Source organism: Bradyrhizobium sp. CB2312 (genome assembly GCF_029714425.1).
Taxonomy (GTDB): Bacteria; Pseudomonadota; Alphaproteobacteria; order Rhizobiales; family Xanthobacteraceae; genus Bradyrhizobium.
In genome coordinates this window covers 3,274,401-3,294,014 of the sequence record NZ_CP121668.1, presented here as the reverse complement: position 1 = coordinate 3,294,014, position 19,614 = coordinate 3,274,401, and the positions used below count along the sequence as shown (strand labels likewise).

15 protein-coding genes are annotated in these 19,614 nt (G+C 64.3%); 5 read left to right on the top strand and 10 right to left on the bottom strand.

Translation table 11 applies throughout. The features are described from left to right. Nucleotides 1-51 precede the first annotated feature (51 nt). Nucleotides 52-2,748, bottom strand: a complete 2,697-nt coding sequence (locus QA642_RS15810; protein WP_283085479.1) for a bifunctional acetate--CoA ligase family protein/GNAT family N-acetyltransferase — start codon at nt 2,746-2,748, stop codon at nt 52-54. Nucleotides 2,749-2,939: 191 nt separating this feature from the next. Then, nucleotides 2,940-3,779, bottom strand: coding sequence for a universal stress protein (locus tag QA642_RS15805; RefSeq protein WP_283085478.1), 840 nt, complete (start codon nt 3,777-3,779; stop codon nt 2,940-2,942). Nucleotides 3,780-3,959: 180 nt separating this feature from the next. Here QA642_RS15805 and QA642_RS15800 point away from each other — a divergent pair, with 180 nt between their 5' ends. Together QA642_RS15800 and QA642_RS15795 are read left to right on the top strand one after the other, a co-directional pair. Beyond that, a complete protein-coding gene (locus QA642_RS15800) occupies nt 3,960-5,483 on the top strand; it encodes a bifunctional aminoglycoside phosphotransferase/ATP-binding protein (RefSeq protein ID WP_283085477.1) in 1,524 nt (507 codons plus the stop codon). Nucleotides 5,484-5,508: 25 nt separating this feature from the next. Then, entirely contained in the window at nt 5,509-6,483 is a 975-nt protein-coding gene (locus QA642_RS15795) for a CHAD domain-containing protein (protein ID WP_283085476.1), read from the top strand. 118 nt (nt 6,484-6,601) lie between these two features. Here QA642_RS15795 and QA642_RS15790 read toward each other — a convergent pair whose 3' ends face one another. Continuing rightward, nucleotides 6,602-8,428 carry an alpha/beta fold hydrolase gene (locus QA642_RS15790; RefSeq protein WP_283085475.1) on the bottom strand — a complete coding sequence of 609 codons (1,827 nt, stop codon included), beginning with the start codon at nt 8,426-8,428 and terminating at the stop codon, nt 6,602-6,604. A 208-nt stretch (nt 8,429-8,636) separates the two neighbouring features. Here QA642_RS15790 and QA642_RS15785 point away from each other — a divergent pair, with 208 nt between their 5' ends. Continuing rightward, a complete protein-coding gene (locus tag QA642_RS15785) occupies nt 8,637-9,365 on the top strand; it encodes a CBS domain-containing protein (protein WP_283085474.1) in 729 nt (242 codons plus the stop codon). Between the two features lie 6 nt (nt 9,366-9,371). Here QA642_RS15785 and QA642_RS15780 read toward each other — a convergent pair whose 3' ends face one another. From QA642_RS15780 to QA642_RS15770, 3 genes are all read right to left on the bottom strand, one after another. Further along, nucleotides 9,372-9,839 carry a RidA family protein gene (locus QA642_RS15780; protein ID WP_283085473.1) on the bottom strand — a complete coding sequence of 156 codons (468 nt, stop codon included), beginning with the start codon at nt 9,837-9,839 and terminating at the stop codon, nt 9,372-9,374. Between the two features lie 15 nt (nt 9,840-9,854). Then, nucleotides 9,855-11,546 (bottom strand): benzoate-CoA ligase family protein, encoded by a 1,692-nt coding sequence (locus tag QA642_RS15775; RefSeq protein WP_283085472.1) that lies wholly within the window; start codon nt 11,544-11,546, stop codon nt 9,855-9,857. Nucleotides 11,547-11,695: 149 nt separating this feature from the next. Next, the gene (locus tag QA642_RS15770; RefSeq protein ID WP_283085471.1) at nt 11,696-12,214 is read right to left on the bottom strand and encodes a MarR family transcriptional regulator; all 519 of its coding nucleotides are present in this window, start codon (nt 12,212-12,214) and stop codon (nt 11,696-11,698) included. A 251-nt stretch (nt 12,215-12,465) separates the two neighbouring features. On the opposite strand from QA642_RS15770, the gene QA642_RS15765 reads away from it, so the two are divergent. Both QA642_RS15765 and QA642_RS15760 read left to right on the top strand, forming a co-directional pair. Continuing rightward, nucleotides 12,466-13,641 carry an ABC transporter substrate-binding protein gene (locus QA642_RS15765; protein WP_283085470.1) on the top strand — a complete coding sequence of 392 codons (1,176 nt, stop codon included), beginning with the start codon at nt 12,466-12,468 and terminating at the stop codon, nt 13,639-13,641. Between the two features lie 29 nt (nt 13,642-13,670). Then, complete coding sequence (locus QA642_RS15760) at nt 13,671-14,129, top strand: cupin domain-containing protein (RefSeq protein ID WP_092215923.1); 459 nt, start codon at nt 13,671-13,673, stop codon at nt 14,127-14,129. 9 nt (nt 14,130-14,138) lie between these two features. Here QA642_RS15760 and QA642_RS15755 read toward each other — a convergent pair whose 3' ends face one another. The 4 genes from QA642_RS15755 to QA642_RS15740 form a co-directional block, all read right to left on the bottom strand. Next, nucleotides 14,139-15,389 (bottom strand): flavin-dependent oxidoreductase, encoded by a 1,251-nt coding sequence (locus QA642_RS15755; RefSeq protein WP_283085469.1) that lies wholly within the window; start codon nt 15,387-15,389, stop codon nt 14,139-14,141. Between the two features lie 55 nt (nt 15,390-15,444). Then, complete coding sequence (locus QA642_RS15750; RefSeq protein WP_283085468.1) at nt 15,445-17,796, bottom strand: bifunctional salicylyl-CoA 5-hydroxylase/oxidoreductase; 2,352 nt, start codon at nt 17,794-17,796, stop codon at nt 15,445-15,447. Between the two features lie 102 nt (nt 17,797-17,898). Further along, nucleotides 17,899-18,735: an enoyl-CoA hydratase family protein gene (locus QA642_RS15745; RefSeq protein WP_283085467.1), complete on the bottom strand. Its 837-nt coding sequence runs from the start codon at nt 18,733-18,735 to the stop codon at nt 17,899-17,901. Nucleotides 18,736-18,773: 38 nt separating this feature from the next. Then, nucleotides 18,774-19,535, bottom strand: coding sequence for an SDR family oxidoreductase (locus QA642_RS15740; RefSeq protein ID WP_283085466.1), 762 nt, complete (start codon nt 19,533-19,535; stop codon nt 18,774-18,776). Between the last annotated feature and the right edge of the window lie 79 nt (nt 19,536-19,614).

The window sequence follows — 19,614 nt, the reverse complement described above, 5'->3', positions numbered from 1 at the left end:
AAACCGCTACGTACTTTGCGCTAACGCGGTCCTCCGGATCCGGATCATGCTCTAGCGAAGCTTCAGCCTGACGTCGCAAATTTCCGGCTCGGTCGGGTCCGGCTTCACCTCGAAGCCGAGCTGACGACACATGTCGAGCATCACGGTGTTCTCCTGGAGCACATCACCCGAGATGGTCTTCAGCCCTTCTGACTTCGCATAGTCGATGATCAGCTGCATCAGGGTCCAACCGAGCCCCCTTCCCTTGAGATCGGAGCGCAGCAGGATCGCATATTCGCCGCTCTCATAGACCGAGTCCGAATGGAGCCGGACTACGCCGACCATCTCGTTGGTCGCCTCGTCGAACGCGATGAAGGCCATGGCGCGCGCATAGTCGAGCTGGGTCAGGCGCGCGATGAATTCGTGGGTGAACTCCTTCATGGGCGCGAAGAAGCGCAGGCGGAGGTCGTGCTGCGTGACGTGACGCAGGAATTCGTGGATGGTCGGCTCGTCCTCGGGACGCAACGGCCGCACGAAGATGCGCCAGTCGTCCTTGAGCGCAAGGCGGCGCTCCCATTGCGAGGGGTAGGCGCGAACGGCGAAATTGGCAGGTCCCGAGCCGGCGAACTTGCGCTGCGGCGGCCCCACCGCGACACGGGCATCGACCGCGGTTACGCCGGTCTCGTCCGCGAGCAGCGGGTTGATGTCGAACTCTCGTATCTCGGGAATGTCGGCCGCCATCTGGGCAAGCTTGACCAGCACCATGGCGACGGCATCCTGCTTCACCGCAGGCACGTCCCGATAGGCCTTCAGCAGCCGCGACACACGCGTACGCTCGATCAGGTCGCGGGCCAATTGCAGATCGAGCGGCGGCAGCGCCAGCGCCTTGTCGTTGATGATCTCCACCGCCGTCCCGCCGCGGCCGAACACGACGACTGAGCCGAAGGTGGGATCGTCGGCAAGGCCGAGGATCAGCTCGCGCGCCTTCGCCTTGACCACCATGGCCTGCACGATGACGCCCTCGATGCGGGCTTCGGGACGCAGCTTGCGCGCTCGGGCGAGAATGTCGGTGGCAGCCGCGCGCACCGCCTCCGGCGTGGTCAGATTGAGCACGACGCCGCCGACATCCGACTTGTGGGTGATGTCGCGCGACAAGATCTTCAGCACGACGGTCGCGCCTTGCGCGAACACTTCATTCGCACGGGCCACCGCCTGCTCGACGTCGTCAGCGGCATAGGTCGGCACCATCGCGATGTCATAGGCTTCGAGCAGGTGCTTGATCTCGACCGGCTCGAGCCATCTGCGCCCGTCGGCGATCGCAGCGGCGACGATCTGCTTGGCAGCCCGGGCGTCAGGCACGAACGTGTCGGGCATCGCCGGCGGAACCTCGCTCAGCTCCTCCACCACTTCGCGATGCCTTACAAGATGCATGAAGCCGCGCACGGCATCATCCTCGGTCGGGTAGTTCGGAACACCGGCACCGGAGAGCGCCTGAATGATGCGCTGATCGGCGCCAACCCAGGCGGCCAGCACGGGCTTGGCCCATCGGCCCTGCTGCTTACGGTACTTGCCGACCAGCTCCGTCACCGTCGCCGCGATATCGGCAGCCGAGGCGATCGCGGTCTGCACATTGAGGACGAGAACGGCATCGTTGTCGGGATCGGCGAGCAGCACCTCCAGCGCCGCGGCATATCGCGCTGCATCCGCATCGCCGACGATGTCGACGGGATTTGCGCCGGACCAGGTCGGCGGCAGCACCGCATCAAGCTTCGCGCGAGCGTCAGCCGAGATGGAAGCGGGAATTCCATCGAGTTCGACCAGCCGATCGATGGCGAGGACGCCGATGCCGCCGCCATTGGTTAGGATGGCAAGGCGCTTTCCGGCCGGCGATTCGACGCGGCCGAGCGTTTCGGCACAATCGAACAGCTCGCGCAGATCGGAGACCCGCAGCACGCCAGCGCGGCGGAACGCCGCGTCATAAACGGCGTCGGCGCCGGCGAGCGCGCCGGTATGGGTGGCCGCGGCTTTCGCCCCCTGCGCCATGCGGCCGGACTTCACCACGACGACAGGCTTCACCCGTGCCGCGGCGCGCGCCGCCGACATGAACTTACGGGCATCCTTGATGGCCTCGATGTAGAGCAGGATCGCGCGGGTCTTGTGATCCATCGCGAAATGATCGAGCAGGTCGGCAATATCGACGTCGATCTGATCGCCGATCGTCACGATGCCGGAGAAGCCGACGCCGCGCTGCGCGGCCCAATCGACCATGCCGGCCGCGATGGCGCCCGATTGCGAGATCAGCGCGAGATTTCCCGCCCCCGGCATGTGCGCGGCGAAGCTGGCATTGAGGCTCACGGCGGGCATCATGATGCCGAGACAGTTCGGCCCGATCAGCCGCATGCCGTATTTACGGGCCTCGGCGATGGCTTCCTGTTGCAGCGATCCCGGTCCATGACCGAGCCCGGCCGAGACGATCAGCGCGCCCGCCGAACCGCGACGTCCCGCCTGGTCGATAATGCCGGGAACCTCGCGCGCCGGCGCGGTGATCACCACGAGCTCGGGGACGAAAGGCAGCTTGTCCAGATTCTTCACCGCTGCAATGCCAGCGATCTCGGCATGGCGCGGATTGACGAGGCCGAACTGCCCCTTGAATTCCGCCTTGCGGATGTTCTCCAGAACGGCGCGCCCCACCGAGACCGGGCGGGCGCTCGCACCGACCAGCGCGACCGAACGTGGCGACAGCAGATTCTTCAGGCGATAGGTGGACATGACAGCAAATGCGCCCGGCCGGTGGTGGTTCCGATGGTTGAAGGTGAGGTCGAAAGATTGGTCGCACGCCTAAAGCGCGATGAGATTGCGACGAATCGTCATCGCGCTTTAGGTTATTGTTTGAGCATGATCTTTTCGGAAAACCGCTGCGCACTTTGCGCTAACGCGGCCCTCCGGGTCCGGATCATGCTCTAGTGCGATATCATAACCCAGCATGGTGGCTCGCCGATGACGGTCTTTGTCACACCGCCCCAGACGATCTCGTTCAGGCGCGAATGATGATAGGCGCCCATCACGATAGCGTCGATGGCATGGGAATTCGCCCAGCTTCCGAGCACCTTGCCGATCGAGCTGCCGCCGCCCTCCGTCGTTTCGAACGAGGCCTGGATCCCATGTTCCCTGAGATGATCGACGAGACTCATGCCGGATCGGGTGATCGCCTCGGTCTTGTCGTCCGTCACCGTGAGCACCTGTACGGACGCCGCGGCCTGAAGGATGGGCAACGCATCGCCGACGGCGCGTGCGGCACGGGCGGAGTGATCCCAGGCAATCATGACATTCTCGAATTCCGGTCGCAGCTCGTCCACGTGCTGTTCCGGGCAGAGCAGCAGCGGCCGGCCCGATTCGAACAGGAGCGCTTCAATCATGTGCTCCGTCCCGCTGTCATGCGGCTTTACGGGGACCAGGGTGAGGTCGCTGAAGCGCGCATGCTCGGCCAGGATCAAGGCGAGTTGATCTGCCGGCACCTTGGCCGATCGGCTCTGGGCGCGAATGTTGGCTCGCGCGGCTGCACCGCTGAAGACATTCAGGAGTTGCTGCGTGTCGCTTGATACGCTCGCACCGCCGGCCTCCGCGGGCTCCGGATCGCCGGGGGGTATGACCTTCGGCCGCACGAAAACTTCGTCCTCAAGCGCGAGCGCGGTGATCCTGGCGCCGAGGTCCGCGGTCACCGCCACGCATTTCTCGATCGCTGCGAGGCGAGGCCCGCGCGGCTGGCCGACAAGTGGCAGAAAGACATCCTTGATGGGCATCGGGATTCTCCTTGCCGGTTAGGATACGCTGCCTTTCGTCGGGATCCTTGATCCTTCTCAAGGCAGGAACCAGCCGCCGGCGGCGGGCCTTGATTGATGTCAAGGACTGGCCGCGATCCGGCTCTAAGGGGTAGCTTGGCGCCTCAGCGCTCGCCGACCTATCGGGACATGCCCGCAGAGATGACGGATGATTCTGCTACCCAGGAACGGGTCTTCCGGGCGCTCGGCGCGCGTCCCGGCGTGAAACGGATCGACACCCATGCCGCTTCGGTGTTTCTCGACCGGACACGCGCGCTGAAGATCAAGCGGGCGGTCAAATTTCCGTTTCTCGACTACTCGACGCTCGAAAAGCGCAAGGCGGCCTGCGAGGAGGAGATCAGGATCAACCGGCCGCTCGCCCCGCAAATCTATCACCGTGTCGTGGCGATCACACAGGAGCCGGACGGATCGGTGCAGGTCGGCGGCAGCGGCCGGCCGATCGAGTATGCGGTCGACATGGCCCGCTTCGACGAAAGCCGCACCCTGGATCATCTGGCGATGGCGGGTCCGCTGGATGTGGAGCTAGCCGTGGCCATCGCGGACGCGATCGCGGGCTCGCATGCCCAAGCCACGATTGCGGATGGAGCTACGTGGATCACTTCGATTCCCCACCTGATCGACGGCAACAGCACCGGGCTGCGCGCCGGCGACCATCTCGAGGCGGCGGCGATCGAGCAGCTTGGCAAGGCCTCCCATGAAGCCTTCCTGCGCCGGCGCGCCACGCTCGAGGAGCGTGGCCGCCGTGGCTTCGTGCGCCGCTGTCATGGCGACCTGCACTTGGCCAATATCGTGCTGATCGACGGCCGGCCCGTCCTGTTCGACGCGATCGAGTTCGATGCGCAGATGGCAACCGTGGATGTGCTCTACGATCTCGCGTTCACGCTGATGGACCTGCTGCGCTACGGCCAGACGAACGCGGCCAACGCCGTGCTGAACCAGTATCTGACGATGGCGCCCGTCGAAACGCTCGACGCCCTGGCCGCGCTGCCGCTGTTCATGTCCATCCGCGCGGCGATCCGTGCGCAGGTGGCGCTGGCGCGGCTGAAGCGGCCAGATGCCGAGCGGACCGGAATTCTCGACGAAGCGCGCCGTTATTTCGACCTTGCCCGGACGTTGATCCACCCGCCCGCCCCTCGCCTGATCGCCGTTGGCGGACTGTCGGGCACCGGCAAGTCCGTCCTCGCCCGCGCACTGGCCCCCACCCTGGCGCCCGAGCCGGGCGCTGTCGTGCTGCGCAGCGACGTCATTCGCAAGCAATTGTTTCAGGTCGGGCATACCGACCGGCTGCCGCCCTCCGCGTATGGCCCTGAGGTGACGGCGCGCGTCTACGAGGTGCTGATGCAGCGCGCCCGGCAGGTGCTGGCGCAAGGCCATTCTGCCATTGTCGATGCTGTCTTTGCGCGCGAATCCGAACGGGACGATTTGGCCGCCCTGGCCCGCGCCTGCGGCGTGCCTCTCAATGGATTATTCCTGGTCGCAGACCTCGCCACCCGCCAGGCGCGAATCGGCGGCCGTCAAGCCGACGCTTCCGACGCCACGCAAGAGGTTGCCGCGCTGCAAGAGCACTATAATATCGGCCATGTCGGTTGGGCGACCATCGATGCATCCGGGACACAAGCGCAGACGCTGGAGCGCTGCCGCGACGCGATCGCTGAGGGCAAATAGGGCAATCTGATTGGCGCGGGCTAAGATGGCGCGACCCACCAGGAGTTCGACGGCGGCCGCGCGCGCCAAGCCCGCGGCGCGACGTGGCGACCTGCCCGGCCGCCTCAGCCCCGGCATGGCCTGCGACACCGCATTCCGGATCATTGCCCGCCGTCACCTCGATGCCGTCCTCGCCCAGCATGAGGGCACATGCCGCGGCGATCCGGAGGCGCTGCATCAGATCCGGAGCGCACTGACGCATCTGCGCACCGCGATCCGCTTTTTCGCGCCCATGGTCGACGACGCCTTGCGGCCGAATGTCTGGACCGAGCTGAAATGGCTGCACAGCCAGCTCGGCATGGTGCGGGACCTCGACGTGGCGATCGAGCGCGTCGTCGCCGAGAGCGGCGAGGAGCTCGCCGTGATCGCCGAGCTCCAGCTCTGGGACGAGAAGCGCGCCGAGAGCCACCGCCTGCTGGCACGCGCACTGCAATCGGCACGGTATCGCCGCCTCGTCGAGCAGACCTCGGCCTGGATCAAGAGCGGCCCCTGGTCGACCCGGCGCAGCAAGGAGGCCATCAGGCTGCGCCGCTGCTTGCTCGCCGACCATGCCACGGCGAAACTGACGGAGTGGGAAAAGACGCTGCTCAAGAAAGCGCGCAAACTCCGCAAGCTCGACGTCGAGAAGCGGCACAAGCTGCGGCTTCTCAACAAGCGACTGACCTATTCGATCGAATCGCTCCAGGATCTTTTTGCCGAGGAATCGCTGACGAAGCAGAAGTCGATCCTCAAGCAATTGCGCAAGGCGCAACGGTCCCTCGGACAACTGAACGACGATGCGCGAGGGCAGACGCTCGCAGCATCCTTGAACGAGGCCGTCCCCGAGGCCCACATCCGCTTCCTCAACCGCAAGCGGGAAAAGAAGCTGCTGCGGACCGCCGCGCAAGCCTACCGCAAACTGGACAAGGCCAAGCCGTTCCGCTCCTCCGACCTCGCGCCGAATGCCGAGCCTGAGGATTAAAGCGCGATGAGATTGGGACGAATCGTCATCGCGCTTTAGGTTGTTGTTTGAGCATGATCTGTTCGGAAAACCGCTACGCACTTTGCGCTAACGCGGCCCTTCGGGTCCGGATCATGCTCTAGGTGTGGACGTATTGGCCCGGCGCGTCGGGTAGATCGCCCCCGATCTGGGGCGGGGCGCAGGGCTCGCCCGAGCGCGCCGCCAGCCATTGCGCCCATTCCGGCCACCACGAGGCCTCGACATGCCGTGCCAGCTTCAACCACTCTTCTGGATCGACATAAGGCCCATCGGCAGGCTTGGTCATGACCTGATAGCTGTGCCCGAGCTCGTCCGGGGGCGCGACGACGCCGGCGTTATGTCCACCGCTGGTCAGCAGGAACGTCACGTCGGCATCGACCTGATAGTGAACCTTGTGCACGGATCGCCACGGCGCCACGTGATCGGCGAGCGTGCCGACCACGAACAACGGCGCGTGGATGTCAGAGAGTGAAATGCTCCTGCCGTCGACGCGATAGCGGCCCTCGGCGAGATCATTATCGAGGAACAGCTTGCGCAGATATTCCGAATGCATGCGATAAGGTAGCCGTGTGGCGTCGGCGTTCCAGGCCATCAGGTCGCTCGGCGGCGCCGCCTCTCCCATCAGATAATCGCGCGACAGCCGCGACCAGATCAGATCGTTGGAGCGCAGCAGCGCGAATGCACCGGCCATCTGCGCCGTATCGAGATAGCCACGCTGCCACATCATGTCTTCGAGGAAGGCAACCTGGCTCTCATTGATGAAGAGGGTCAGCTCGCCCGCCTCGGTGAAATCCGTCTGCGCGGCAAGCAGGGTGATGGTGCCCAGCCGCTTGTCGCCGTCGCGCGCCATCGCGGCGGCTGCGATCGACAGCAACGTGCCGCCCAGACAATAGCCGAGCGCGTGGATCGTCCGGCCCGGCACGATCCGCCCGATCATGTCCAGCGCCGCCATTACGCCGAGCTTGCGATAATCGTCGAAGGCGACGTTCCGATCCTTTGCATCCGGATTGCGCCAGGAGATCGCGAACACGGTGAAGCCCTGCCCGGTCAGATATTTGACCAGCGAATTCTCCGGCGACAGGTCGAGGATGTAGTATTTCATGATCCAGGCCGGAACGATCAGGATCGGTTCAGGCCGTACCTGCGTGGTGGTCGGATGATACTGGATCAGCTCGATCAGCTCGTTGCGGTAAACGACTTTTCCGGGAGACGCGGCAACCGTGTTCCCGACGACGAACTGCTCGTCGCCGGCCGGCGCTGCAAGCGAGAGCATGCGCGTCAGATCGCTGCACCAGTTTTGCCAGCCGAAGACGAAATTTTCTCCGCCGCTCCGCAACGTTTTCTCAAGCACCTCCGGGTTGGTCGCCGCAAAATTCGACGGCGCCAGCATATCGAGCATTTGGCGGACCGAGAATTCGACGATGGCTTCATTTGCGCGCGAGACGCCGCGCACGCCGGTCGTGGCATCGTGCCACCAGTGCTCTCCAAGCAAAAAGGCTTGCGCCAGCAGATTGAACGGCGCGGCCTCCCATTGCGGCTCCCTGAAGCGCCGATCCCGCGACCGCGGCTGGATCACCGACCACGGCTTTTGGCCCGGCGAGATCGCGTGCACTGACGCTTCGAGGAACCGGGCGCTGTCGCGAAGGACGTTATGGGCGATCTCCATCTGGCGCTGCGGCGCGACGGCGAGATGCGAACTCCAATCGAGCCAGGCCAGAGACAGGGCGGCCGGTGAAATTCCGCCGGTGAATCGAGCCATCATCGCATGAAATGCGCGGTCGAGCGGGTGTGGCTCTGACCGAGGCTGCAAGTCCGCGACTGGCCTTCCGGCCGGTCCCTCGGGGGAAGCGGCACGCGCAACAGGTTCGACGGATGATTCCGGCGCTGCCGACTGCCCGGCCCGCGGAAGTATCTGCACGACGCTCATGACGGAAGGTTCCTGCACGCTGATGTATGTTCGCGGCAGGATATGTTCAGGCATTTCGGAAAGGTGTTGAGCTGCATCAATTCCGGGCACGGATCGCAATTGCTCAACCAGGGAGAAGCGGTTCCGTCCGATTGACCTGGGTCAAGCCTCATCGCGACGCCGGAGCTAGGTTCTCCTTCGACATCCAACGAACCTGCGGAGTTCTCCCATGCGCGCCCACCAGATCATGACCCGGTCGGTCATCTCGGTCACCCCCGACACCAGCATCGTCGAGGCCGCGAACATCATGCTGACGCGGCATGTCAGCGGCCTCACGGTGGTCGACGATGCCGGCAAGCTGGTCGGCGTCGTCTCGGAAGGGGATTTCATTCGCCGCAGCGAAATCGGCACCGGACGTAAGCGCGGGCGCTGGCTGCGGTTCATCCTCGGGCCGGGCCAGTCCGCAAGCGACTTTGTCCACGAGCATGGCCGCAGGGTCGCGGAGGTGATGACCGCTTCGCCCGTCACCATCACCGAGGATACCGCGCTCGCGGAGATCGTCGATCTCATGGAACGGAGCAATGTGAAGCGCCTGCCGGTAGTGCGCGGCGACAAAGTCGTCGGGATCGTCACGCGCGCCAATCTGCTTCAGGCGGTAGCGGGTCTCGCCCGCGAGGTGCCGGATCCGACCGCGGACGACGATCACATTCGCGTCCGCATCATCGATACCATGGAGAAGAACGACTGGTGCCCGTTCGGGCTGAACGTCATCGTTCGCGACGGCATCGTCCATCTCAGCGGCGTCATCACCGAGGAACGGGCGCGGCAGGCCGCGGTGGTTGCCGCCGAGAATGTCGAGGGCGTGAAGAAGGTGCACGACCATCTGTGCTGGGTCGACACGATGTCGGGCGTCTACCTGAACTCGCCGGAGGACGACGACCTCGCCAAAGCGAGCTGAACAGATTCAGCGGGGAATGACGGCGGTGGCCTCGATCTCGACGCGCGCCGCCTTCTCGACCAGCCGGACGACCTGAACCAGCGCCATCGCCGGATAGTGTGCACCGAAGACGGCACGGTAGATCCTGCCGAGCTCCTTCAGGTTCGTCAGGTACTCGTCCATGTCGACGACGTACCAGGTCAGGCGCACCAGATGCTCGGGCCGCGCGCCGCCTTCCGCCAGGATCGCGGCAATGTTGCTCAGGGTCTGGGCGACCTGCGCGACGAAGCCGTCGGCGAGACGCTCCTCGGCATCCCAGCCGATCACGCCGCCGGTCACGACGATGCGCCCCTCGGCGGCCATGCCGTTGGCGTAGCCCTTCGGCATCGGCCAGCCCGAGGGCTGGAGCACCTGCGCGCCCCCGCGGGGGGTGTCGTTTTCGGCCGCGGTCGGCAGCACCGCGAGCTGTGGGCCTTTCGGCGTCGTCACGGACAATTCTTGATCCTCATCTCATTCTGCGGCGACGCCCGAGGACGTCGCTGAGGCCTGCGCCAATTGCCTGAGGGCAAAGCGCTTCAATTTGCCGGTCTCGGTCTTCGGCAGCTGCGTCACGAACTCGATCGCGCGCGGATATTTGTACGGCGCAATCTCGCGCTTCACGTGCTCCTGCAACTCGGTTGCGAGCTGAGCGTCCGGCGTCACGCTGGGTGCGGCAACGACATAGGCCTTCACGATCATGCCGCGCGCCTCGTCCGGCGCACCGACGACGCCGCACTCGACGACCGCAGGATGCGTCAGCAGCGCGGCCTCCACATCCGTCCCCGCGATGTTGTACCCCGCCGACACGATCATATCGTCGGAGCGCGACTGGTACCAGAAATAGCCGTCGCTATCCATTAGATAGGTGTCGCCGGTGATATTCCAGCCGTTCCGAACATATTTGCGCTGCCGCTCGTCGGCCAGATACCGGCAACCGGTCGGCCCGCGCACCGCAAGATTCCCCATCGTGCCCGGCGGCACGTCATTTCCATCATCGTCGACGATCTTGGCTTCATAGCCGGGAACGGGCTTGCCGGTCGCACCGGGGCGGATCTCGTCCTCGGTCGCGCTGATGAAGATGTGCAGCATCTCGGTCGAGCCGATGCCGTCCATCAGCTTGATGCCGGTGGCCTTGAGCCAGGCCTCGAATGTCGGCTTGGGCAACGTCTCGCCGGCGGAGACGCATTTGCGCAGCGAGGAGATGTCGCGGCCAGCGAGCTTGCCGATCATGGCGCGATATGCGGTCGGCGCTGTGAAGCAGACCGTGGTCTTGTACCGCTCGATCGCCGACAGCATGTCGTCGGGCGTCGTCTTCTCCAGCACGACGAAGGAGGCGCCGATATGCATCGGGAACAGCACGCCGCCGAAACCGAAGGTGAAGGCGAGCGGCGCCGAGCCGACGAAGCGATCCTTCTGCTCAGCGCGCAGGATATTGCGCGCATAGCCGTCGCAGACCGCCAACATGTCCCGGTGGAAATGCATGGTGCCCTTGGGATCGCCTGTCGTTCCCGACGTGAAAGCAATCAGGCAGATGTCATCGGCAGCCGTGTCGACGGCCCTGAACTCCGGACTCGCGTCAGCGATCAGCGCCTCGAGCGAATGAGCCGCGCCATTGCCCCAATAGACCACGTGCCTGAGACCGGGCGCAGCCAGCTTCGCCTTCTCCATCTCGTCGGAGAGCTTTCCGTCGCAGAGCGCGAGCGCAATCGCCGCTTTCTGGATCGGATAGGACAGCTCCTTGGCGCGCAGCAGCGGCATCGTCGCGACGCAAATGCCGCCGGCCTTGATCACTGCGAGATAGGTCGCGACCATCATGGGATTGTTGGCCGAGCGGAGCAGCACGCGCTCGCCGGTAACGAGACCGAGCTTGCCGACCAGCACATTGGCGATGCGGTTCACCAGCGCTTGCAGCTCGCGATAGCTGTAGCTGACGGTGGGACTGATGACGCAAGGTGCGTCGCCATGCCCTTGCTCGACCCAGCGATCGAGAAAATAGCTGACGCAGTTCAGTCGCGGCGGATAGTTCAGCTCCGGCCGCGTGAAGATGAATTCGGGCCACAATTCCGGCGGCGGCAGATGCTGCCGCGCGAATGTATCGACATGAGCTGTCGCGGCATTGCCGTCATGCGAGCCCGAGACTTTAACCTTGGCGGCGTTGGCCATCGCACGCTCCTTTGCGCATGGAAAGCACCCGGCAGCACTATCTGGAAAAACATTTTAGGCTTAAAACAATTTAGCGCAATAGGGGATTTTGGGCACGGCGTGCTTTTTCCTGCGGCAAAAGGGATTGGAGGGCCGGCCCGAATGCGGGCTCAGGGCCGCCCGCGCGCGGCCGATTTTTGTGCGGACGCCTTGGTCTTCGCCAGGAGGCGCATCAGTTCGCGCACGTCTTTCGGCGTCAGGTCGGCGAAGAGATCGGCAATCCAGATCTCGTGCTCGGCAGCCATCCTGCGGAACTCGGCACGGCCGAGCTTCGTGAGGCGGATCACCTGGACGCGGCGGTCGGTATCCGAGGTGCGCCGGTCGAGATGGCCGGATTCCACGAGACGTTCGACGAGGCCGGTGACGTTGCCGTTGGACACCATCATGCGCTTGGAGACGTCGGACAGCGTCATGCCGTCGGGGGCCTTGTCGAGCTGTGCCATCAAATCGAACCGGGGCAGCGTGACGTCGAAGCGCTGCCGCAGGCGGCCTCGAACCTCGCCCTCGATCAGGGTCGTGCAGGTGAGCAGGCGCAGCCACAGCCGAAGCTCTTCGGCGTGATCTTCGGGCGTTTCGACGGCCTTGGTCTCGGAATCGAGCATCTCGGTGCAGTCACTCACGGCCGGCATTGGCGTCGGCGCGGATTCCCCAACGTTTTGAGCTTCAAATAAATCCGCGCCGGCCGCAAGTCCAAAGCTGCAACAATCGACCGCACGCGAGTTTCTTTAGGCTTCAAATAATTGGCGCGCCGCTTGCATGCACCTGGCGCGCGGGATGGCGACGCCGTGCACTTTGCTTGCCGCGGCAGCCATCATCGGCATAAGCTTGGACTGGAGTACGCGGCTTGCAGCGCAAGCCCTGATGTCACGGGGGACAGATCATGAAGACGCAAACGACCTTGGCTGCGGCCGCCTTGCTGCTCGGCACCGCGATGAGCCCTGCCCTCGCCCAGGAGAAGCTCAAGCTTGGCGTGATCGTGACCCTTTCGGGACCCGCCGCCGCGCTCGGCCAGCAGGTGCGCGACGGCTTTGCGCTCGCGGTGAAGGACCTCGGCAGCAAGCTGGGCGGCCGCGACGTCGAGGTCGTCGTGGTTGACGACGAACTCAAGCCGGATGCGGCGGTCACCAAGGTCAAGGGCCTGCTCGAACGCGACAAGGTCGACTTCGTGGTCGGCCCGATCTTCTCCAACATTCTTCAGGCAATCCACCGGCCTGTGACGGAATCCAAGGTGTTCCTGATCAGTCCCAATGCAGGTCCGTCGACGTTCGCCGGCAAGGACTGCAACCCGTTCTTCTATGTGACCTCGTATCAGAACGACCAGGTGCACGAGATCCTCGGCAAGGTGGCGCAGGACCGCGGCTACAAGCGGATGTACCTGATGGTGCCGAACTATCAGGCCGGCAAGGATTCGGTCGCGGGCTTCAAGCTCGACTACAAGGGCGAGATCGTCGAAGAATCCTACATGCCGCTGAACACGCTGGACTTCCAGCCGGAGCTGTCCAAGATCTCGTCGCAAAAGCCCGATGCGCTGTTCACGTTCATGCCGGGCGGCCTCGGCGTCAATCTCGTCAAGCAATACCGGCAGGCAGGCCTTGCCGACAGCATTCCGGTGCTCTCGGCCTTCACGGTGGATGAATCGACGCTGCCGGCGCAGCAGGATGCGGCGGTCGGCATGTTCGGCGGCGCGAACTGGGCGCCCAATCTCGACAATCCCCAGAACAAGAAGTTCGTCGCGGCCTATGAAGCCGCCTATAACAGCGTGCCCGGCACCTACGCCTTCCAGGCCTATGACGCGGCGATGCTGATCGACAGCGCGGTCAAGGGCGTAAAGGGCGACCTCTCGAACAAGGACGCTGTTGCAGCTGCGCTGAAGAAAGCCGATTTCACCTCGCTGCGCGGCTCGTTCAAGTTCAACACCAACGGCTATCCGATCCAGGATTTTTACCTGACCAAGGTTGCCAAGCGTCCGGATGGAAAATTCCAGACCGAGATCGTCCAGAAGGTTTTCGAGAACTACGGCGACCGCTATGCCAAGGATTGCAAGGCGGCGAACTAAGCCGAGCGTCGCGTCAAGGGAGGACTTCAATGAGCAGCGAAATCACCGGCATCACGCGGGCCAACGAGGGGATCCAGGGCATCTCCTGGAACATCCTCGGCCAAACCTACGTGCCGAAGAGCAAGACCGAGCACAGCTTCTCCTGGCACGCGACCTTGCCGCCGGGCACGTTCGTGCCGCCGCACATCCATCCCGATCAGGATGAGTATCTCTACATGCTGGAGGGCAAGCTCGACTTCATGCTCGGCAATTCGGAGGCGCAGGCGACCGCGGGCGACCTGATCCGCCTCGGCATGGGCGTGCCGCACGGCATTTTCAACAAGTCGGAGCAGACTGCGAAGGTGCTGTTCTGGGTCTCGCCGACCAAGAAACTGTTCGACCTGTTCTGGGGCCTGCACAACATGAAGGAGCAGAAGCCGGAGGACGTCGTGGCGATGGCTGCCGAGTTCAACATCCACTTCCTGCCGCCGCCTCCCGGCGCCGGCTAGCGGCCTGCCCTAGGCGCGGACCGCCGCCAAGCCCGGCACGGCGGCAAAGCCTGCCTTGGTGGCGTAGCCGCGCACGATGGCCTCGCGCTGGGAATAGCTCAGGACGTTGTCGACATTGTCGAAGCCGTCGGGCGCGAGCTGCTCGACGGCATCGATGACTCCCTCGGGGCCGCCCCGCCGGTTGGAGCGGACGATATCTGCGGTCATCGGCAGGCGCTTCCTTTCATACTCGATCAGCGCCTGGCGCGGATGCTCAGCTCGCACCAGCGCGTCGGCGAGGCAGCGCGCGTCGAGAATCGCCTGCGAGGCGCCATTGGAGCCGACCGGGTACATCGGATGCGCGGCGTCACCGAGCAGCGTGACACGGCCGGACGACCAGTAAGGCAAGGGATCGCGGTCGCAGGTTGGATATTCGTAGAATTCGGGCGTCGCCGAGATCAGGCTCTTCACGTCGATATAGGGCACCGAGAAGCGCGCCACGTGCGGCATCAGTTCCTCGCGCCGGCCCGGGCGCGACCAGTCCTCTTTCCGCGGCGGTGGGGCATTGCCCTCGCCGACCTTGACCAGCACGGCCCAATTGGTGAGGCGGCTCGCCGGGCTCGATCCTTCCGCGATCGGATAGATCACCACCTTGGCATTGAGCCCGCCGGCCACGATCATCGACTTGCCGGTGAGGAACAGCGGCCAGTCGCGCGCGCCACGCCACAGCATCAGGCCGTTCCAGCACGGTGGTCCCTCGTTCGGAAACAGCGTGTCGCGGACGCGAGAATGGATGCCGTCGGCGCCGATCAGGATATCGCCGCGCGCGGTGTGGATGTGCGCACCGGCACGATCGAAGAAATAGGCGGTGACACCACCCTCGTCCTGCGTGAAGGCGCCGAGGCGGCAGCCGGTGTGGATTGCGTCCGCGCCGAGCCGCTCCTCGACGGCGCGATGGATGACGCCCTGAAGGCGGCCGCGGTGGATCGAGAATTGCGGCACGTCATGACCGGCATCGATGCCGCGCGCTTCGCGCCAGACTTCCTGGCCATGGCGATTGAGATAATAGAGCTGGTCGGTGCGGATCGCGACGTCGTCGAGCTTCTGCAACAGCCCGAGGCCGGCGAGCTCGCGCATCGCGTGCGGCAGCGTATTGATGCCAACGCCGAGCTCGCGGATGGTATCGGCCTGCTCGAAGATCTCGCAGTCCAGGCCACGCGAGCGCAGCATCAATGCCGTGGTGAGACCACCGATACCGCCACCGACGATAATCGCCTTCATCGCCCCTACTCCACTCGAAACACGCCAGGCAATGCGGTTAACGTCGCACGGGCGGTCACTCCGCCGCAAGCGGCTTTGTCGCCTCCGCCTTGAGCTCGGCCCGGGTCTTGGGCTTAGCCTTAATGCGCAGCTCCTCGAGATCCTGGCGGTCGCGCACGCTGTTGCGGAAAATCTGATCCTTTCCGGGAAGGTATTGCGGCGGGCAGAACGCATCGTTCGCCCCGTACCAGGCGGCCGCCCTCATGGTGAAGAAGGGGTCGACCAGATGCGGCCGGCCGAGCGCGACGAGATCCGCCCGGCCGGCAGCCAGAATGGTGTTGGCCTGGTCCGCGGTCGTGATGTTGCCGACGCACATGGTGGCGACGCGCGCCTCGTTGCGGACCTGATCGGAGAATGGCGTCTGGAACATGCGCCCGTAGACCGGCTGCGAATCGCGCACGGTCTGCCCGGTCGAGACGTCGACGAGATCGACACCGGCCTCGGCGAAGGCGCGCGCAATTGCCACAGCATCGTCGCCAGTGACGCCGCCATCCGCCCAATCGGTCGCAGAGATGCGCACCGACATCGGCTTGTGCGACGGCCACACCGCGCGCAGCGCCTCGAACACCTCGAGCGGGAAGCGCAGGCGGTTTTCAAGTGAGCCGCCATATTCATCCGTCCGGGTATTCGTCAAGGGGGAGATGAAGCTTGCCAGCAGATAGCCGTGGGCGCAGTGCAGCTCCAGCATGTCGAAGCCGCAGCGCTCGCCGCGCTCGGCTGCCGCGACGAAAGCGTCCCTCACTGCGTTCATGCCGGCGCGATCGAGCTCGCGCGGCACCTGGCTGTCGGGGAAATAGGGCAGCGGCGATGCCGAGACCACGTCCCAGCCGCCCTGCTCCAGCGGCCGGTCCATGCCGTCCCACATCAATTTGGTCGCGCCCTTGCGGCCCGCGTGGCCGAGCTGCAGACAGATCTTTGCGGCCGAGTTGCCGTGGACGAAGTCCACGATGCGGCGCCAAGCAGCTTCCTGCTCGTCGTTCCACAGACCGGCGCAGCCGGGTGTGATCCGGGCATCGCGGCTGACGCAGGCCATTTCCGTGAAAATCAGGCCGGCGCCACCGATCGCGCGCGAGCCGTAATGCACCAGGTGGAAATCGCCCGGGACGCCCTCCTTCGCCGAATACATGCACATTGGGGACATCACCGCGCGGTTGGCGATCTCCATCTCGCGCAGACGAAACGGCTGGAACAGCGGCACCAACGGCTTATCGGTGCTGACATCGAAGCCGTTGCTGCGCACTTGCCTGGCGAAGGACTTCTCGACTTCGGCGACGAAATCGGGCGCACGAAGCTTGAGATTGTCGTAGGTGATCGCCTTCGAGCGCGTCATCACGCCGAAGGCGAACTGCACGGGATCGAAGTCCCAGAAGCGATCGACGTGCTCGAACCAGACCAGCGAGACGTCGGCGGCATGCTGGGTTTTCTCGACCTCCTCGCGGCGGCCGTGCTCATAGACTTCCAGCGCCGCCTTGATGCTCGGCGCGTTCTGCATCGCCTCGGCGAGCGCGATCGCGTCTTCCATTGCGAGCTTGGTGCCGGAGCCGATCGAGAAATGCGCGCTCGCCTTGGCATCGCCAAGCAGCACCATGTTGTCCTTGACCCAGCGCTTGCTGCGGATCATCGGAAAATTGCGCCACATCGAGCGGTTCGTCAGCAGCTTGTGCCCATCGAGGAACCAGCCGAAGATGTCGGCCATCCGGGCGGCGGACTCTTGCTCGTTCAGTCCGGTCAGCCCTGCCCGCTCGAACGTCTCCGGATCGGTCTCGAATATCCAGGTCGAGTGCCCGGCCTCGTACTGATAGGCATGGGCGATGAAGGGGCCCCACTCCGTCTCCTGGAAGATGAAGGTGAAGGCGTCAAGCGGCCTGGTCGACCCCATCCAGGCGAACTTGTTGGTGCGGAGATCGAGTTCCGGCTGGAAGTGATCGACATGCTTCTCGCGGAATCGGCTGTTGATGCCGTCGGCAAGCAGGATGAGATCTGCGTCGGCGAATCGGGACTCGTCGTCGATGTCCACCTCGAAATGCAGGCTGACGCCAAGCTCGCGCGCCCGCTCCTGCAGGATCAGAAGCAGCTTCTGCCGCGAGCAGCCGCAAAAACCGTTGCCTCCGACCCGATGGACGGTGCCGCGAAAGTGCACGGCAATGTCGTCCCAATAGGCGAATTCCTGGGTGATACGGCGATAGCTCGGAAGGTCGTGCTTCTCGAAATTGTCCAGCGTGGCATCGGAAAACACCACGCCGAAGCCGAACGTGTCGTCGGCGCGGTTGCGCTCATACACGGTGACGTCGGCGCTCGGGCGCTGCTTCTTGAGCAGGATCGCTGCGTAGAGACCTGCAGGTCCGCCACCGATGATCGCGACTTTCATGGGAGCCTCGCCAATTCACCCGGCCATGAAAACTATTTTAAGCCTAAAATAATTTCACGCAAGTCCCTGTAGCGGGCTTGGCTGCGGATAATAGCAGCCGGCTCAGTCTCCCCTGAAGACCGGCTTGACCTTGTTGGCGAAGGCCTCGAAAGCGCGCTCGAAGTCGGCCGTCGTCATGCACAGGGCCTGGGCAACGGCTTCCGCTTCGATCGCCTCCTCCACCGACATCGCCCATTCCATCGCCAGCATCCGCTTGGTCATGGTGTTGGCGAAGGTCGGCCCCTCCGCGACCTGCTTGGCCAGGATTTGCGCCTGGGGCAGCACCTGCTCAGGCGTGACGATGCGGCTGAAGAAGCCCCAGCGCTCGCCTTCCTCCGCGGTCATGAAGCGGCCGGTGTAGAGCAGCTCGGAGGCGCGGGACTGGCCGATGATCCGTGGCAGGATGGCACAGGCCCCCATGTCGCAGCCGGCAAGGCCCACCTTGTTGAACAGGAACGCGACCTTGGCCCCGCTGGCTGCCAGCCGCATGTCCGAGGCCATCGCGATGATCGCGCCGGCCCCGGCACAGATGCCCTCGACCGCGGCCACGATTGGTTGCGGGCAGGCCCGCATTGCCTTGACGAGATCGCCGGTCATCCGCGTGAAGGCAGTGAGCCCCTTGGTATCCATCTTCACGAGTGGTCCGATGATCTCGAAGACATCCCCGCCGGACGAGAAATTGCCGCCAGCACCGGTGACGACGATGGATTTGACCGCGTCGTCGAACGCGCAGGCGCGGAAGAAGTCGGTCAGTTCCCGGTAGCTCTCGAAGGTCAGCGGATTCTTCCGCTCGGGCCGATTGAGCGTCACGGTGGCAACACCGTCGACCACGGCCAGCAGGAAATGCTGCGGCGAATAGTCCGCAAGCGGCACGGTCACGGGATTGGCTGGTCTGCTCATGTGGTCTCCTTGCTTTCCTCGTTCCGCGCTTTCGTGCGCTAGATCTCACCGCCGGCCACGGCAATCGCCTGACCGGTAATCGCTCCGGCCCCCTCGCTGCACAACCAAAGCACGGCATTCGCCACTTCCTGCGGCGTGATCAAGCGCCCCTGCGGATTGTGCTTGGCGAGTTCGGCGATCGCCTGCTCGCGGCTTCGCCCTGTCTTCTTCATGATGTTCTCGATGCTGCCGGCGACGAGATCAGTATCGGTGAAACCGGGACAGACCGCGTTCACCGTCACGTTGCTGCCGGCCATTTCCAGGGCTAGCGAACGCACCAGACCGACCACGGCGTGCTTCGCGGCCGTATACGCACTGACATAGGCATAACCTTTCAGCCCAGCCGTCGATGCAATCGCGACGATCCGGCCATACGGGCGATCCTTCATCCCCGGCAGCACTGCCTGGACGGCATGGACAACGCCCATGAAATTGACATCCATCATGCGCGCGAACAGCGCGCTGTCCGATTTCGCGAACGGCGCGGATTCGGCGCTACCCGCGTTGGCGATCAGGATGTCGATCGGCTTTCGCGCATGCGCTTCGCCTATGGCAGCTTTCAATGATGCTTCGTTCGAGACGTCGGCAACGGCCGCGAAATGCGCAGCACCCACGTTGATCGCTTCTTCGAGCGTAGCGGCATTCCGGCCCAGCACCGTCACGGTGGCGCCAGCCCCGACGAGTGAGGCTGCGATCGCACGGCCGATGCCGCGGCCGCCGCCGGTCACCAGCGCGTGCGGCGAGTGTGGCAATCCGGACATGCACTGGCTCCCTGAAATCCGCTGATCGTTTCCTCGGATATATTTTAACCTTCAAATTTTTGCAATGAAATCGCCGATC

Bases quoted from the DNA above. Each gene is read 5' to 3' on its own strand.
- QA642_RS15755 (WP_283085469.1), bottom strand. From the start codon at position 15,389: ATGAAGGCGATTATCGTCGGTGGCGGTATCGGTGGTCTCACCACGGCA.
- QA642_RS15770 (WP_283085471.1), bottom strand. From the start codon at position 12,214: ATGCCGGCCGTGAGTGACTGCACCGAGATGCTCGATTCCGAGACCAAG.
- QA642_RS15810 (WP_283085479.1), bottom strand. From the start codon at position 2,748: ATGTCCACCTATCGCCTGAAGAATCTGCTGTCGCCACGTTCGGTCGCG.
- QA642_RS15775 (WP_283085472.1), bottom strand. From the start codon at position 11,546: ATGGCCAACGCCGCCAAGGTTAAAGTCTCGGGCTCGCATGACGGCAAT.
- QA642_RS15760 (WP_092215923.1), top strand. From the start codon at position 13,671: ATGAGCAGCGAAATCACCGGCATCACGCGGGCCAACGAGGGGATCCAG.
- QA642_RS15795 (WP_283085476.1), top strand. From the start codon at position 5,509: ATGGCGCGACCCACCAGGAGTTCGACGGCGGCCGCGCGCGCCAAGCCC.
- QA642_RS15800 (WP_283085477.1), top strand. From the start codon at position 3,960: ATGACGGATGATTCTGCTACCCAGGAACGGGTCTTCCGGGCGCTCGGC.
- QA642_RS15765 (WP_283085470.1), top strand. From the start codon at position 12,466: ATGAAGACGCAAACGACCTTGGCTGCGGCCGCCTTGCTGCTCGGCACC.
- QA642_RS15790 (WP_283085475.1), bottom strand. From the start codon at position 8,428: ATGAGCGTCGTGCAGATACTTCCGCGGGCCGGGCAGTCGGCAGCGCCG.
- QA642_RS15805 (WP_283085478.1), bottom strand. From the start codon at position 3,779: ATGCCCATCAAGGATGTCTTTCTGCCACTTGTCGGCCAGCCGCGCGGG.
- QA642_RS15745 (WP_283085467.1), bottom strand. From the start codon at position 18,735: ATGAGCAGACCAGCCAATCCCGTGACCGTGCCGCTTGCGGACTATTCG.
- QA642_RS15750 (WP_283085468.1), bottom strand. From the start codon at position 17,796: ATGAAAGTCGCGATCATCGGTGGCGGACCTGCAGGTCTCTACGCAGCG.
- QA642_RS15740 (WP_283085466.1), bottom strand. From the start codon at position 19,535: ATGTCCGGATTGCCACACTCGCCGCACGCGCTGGTGACCGGCGGCGGC.
- QA642_RS15785 (WP_283085474.1), top strand. From the start codon at position 8,637: ATGCGCGCCCACCAGATCATGACCCGGTCGGTCATCTCGGTCACCCCC.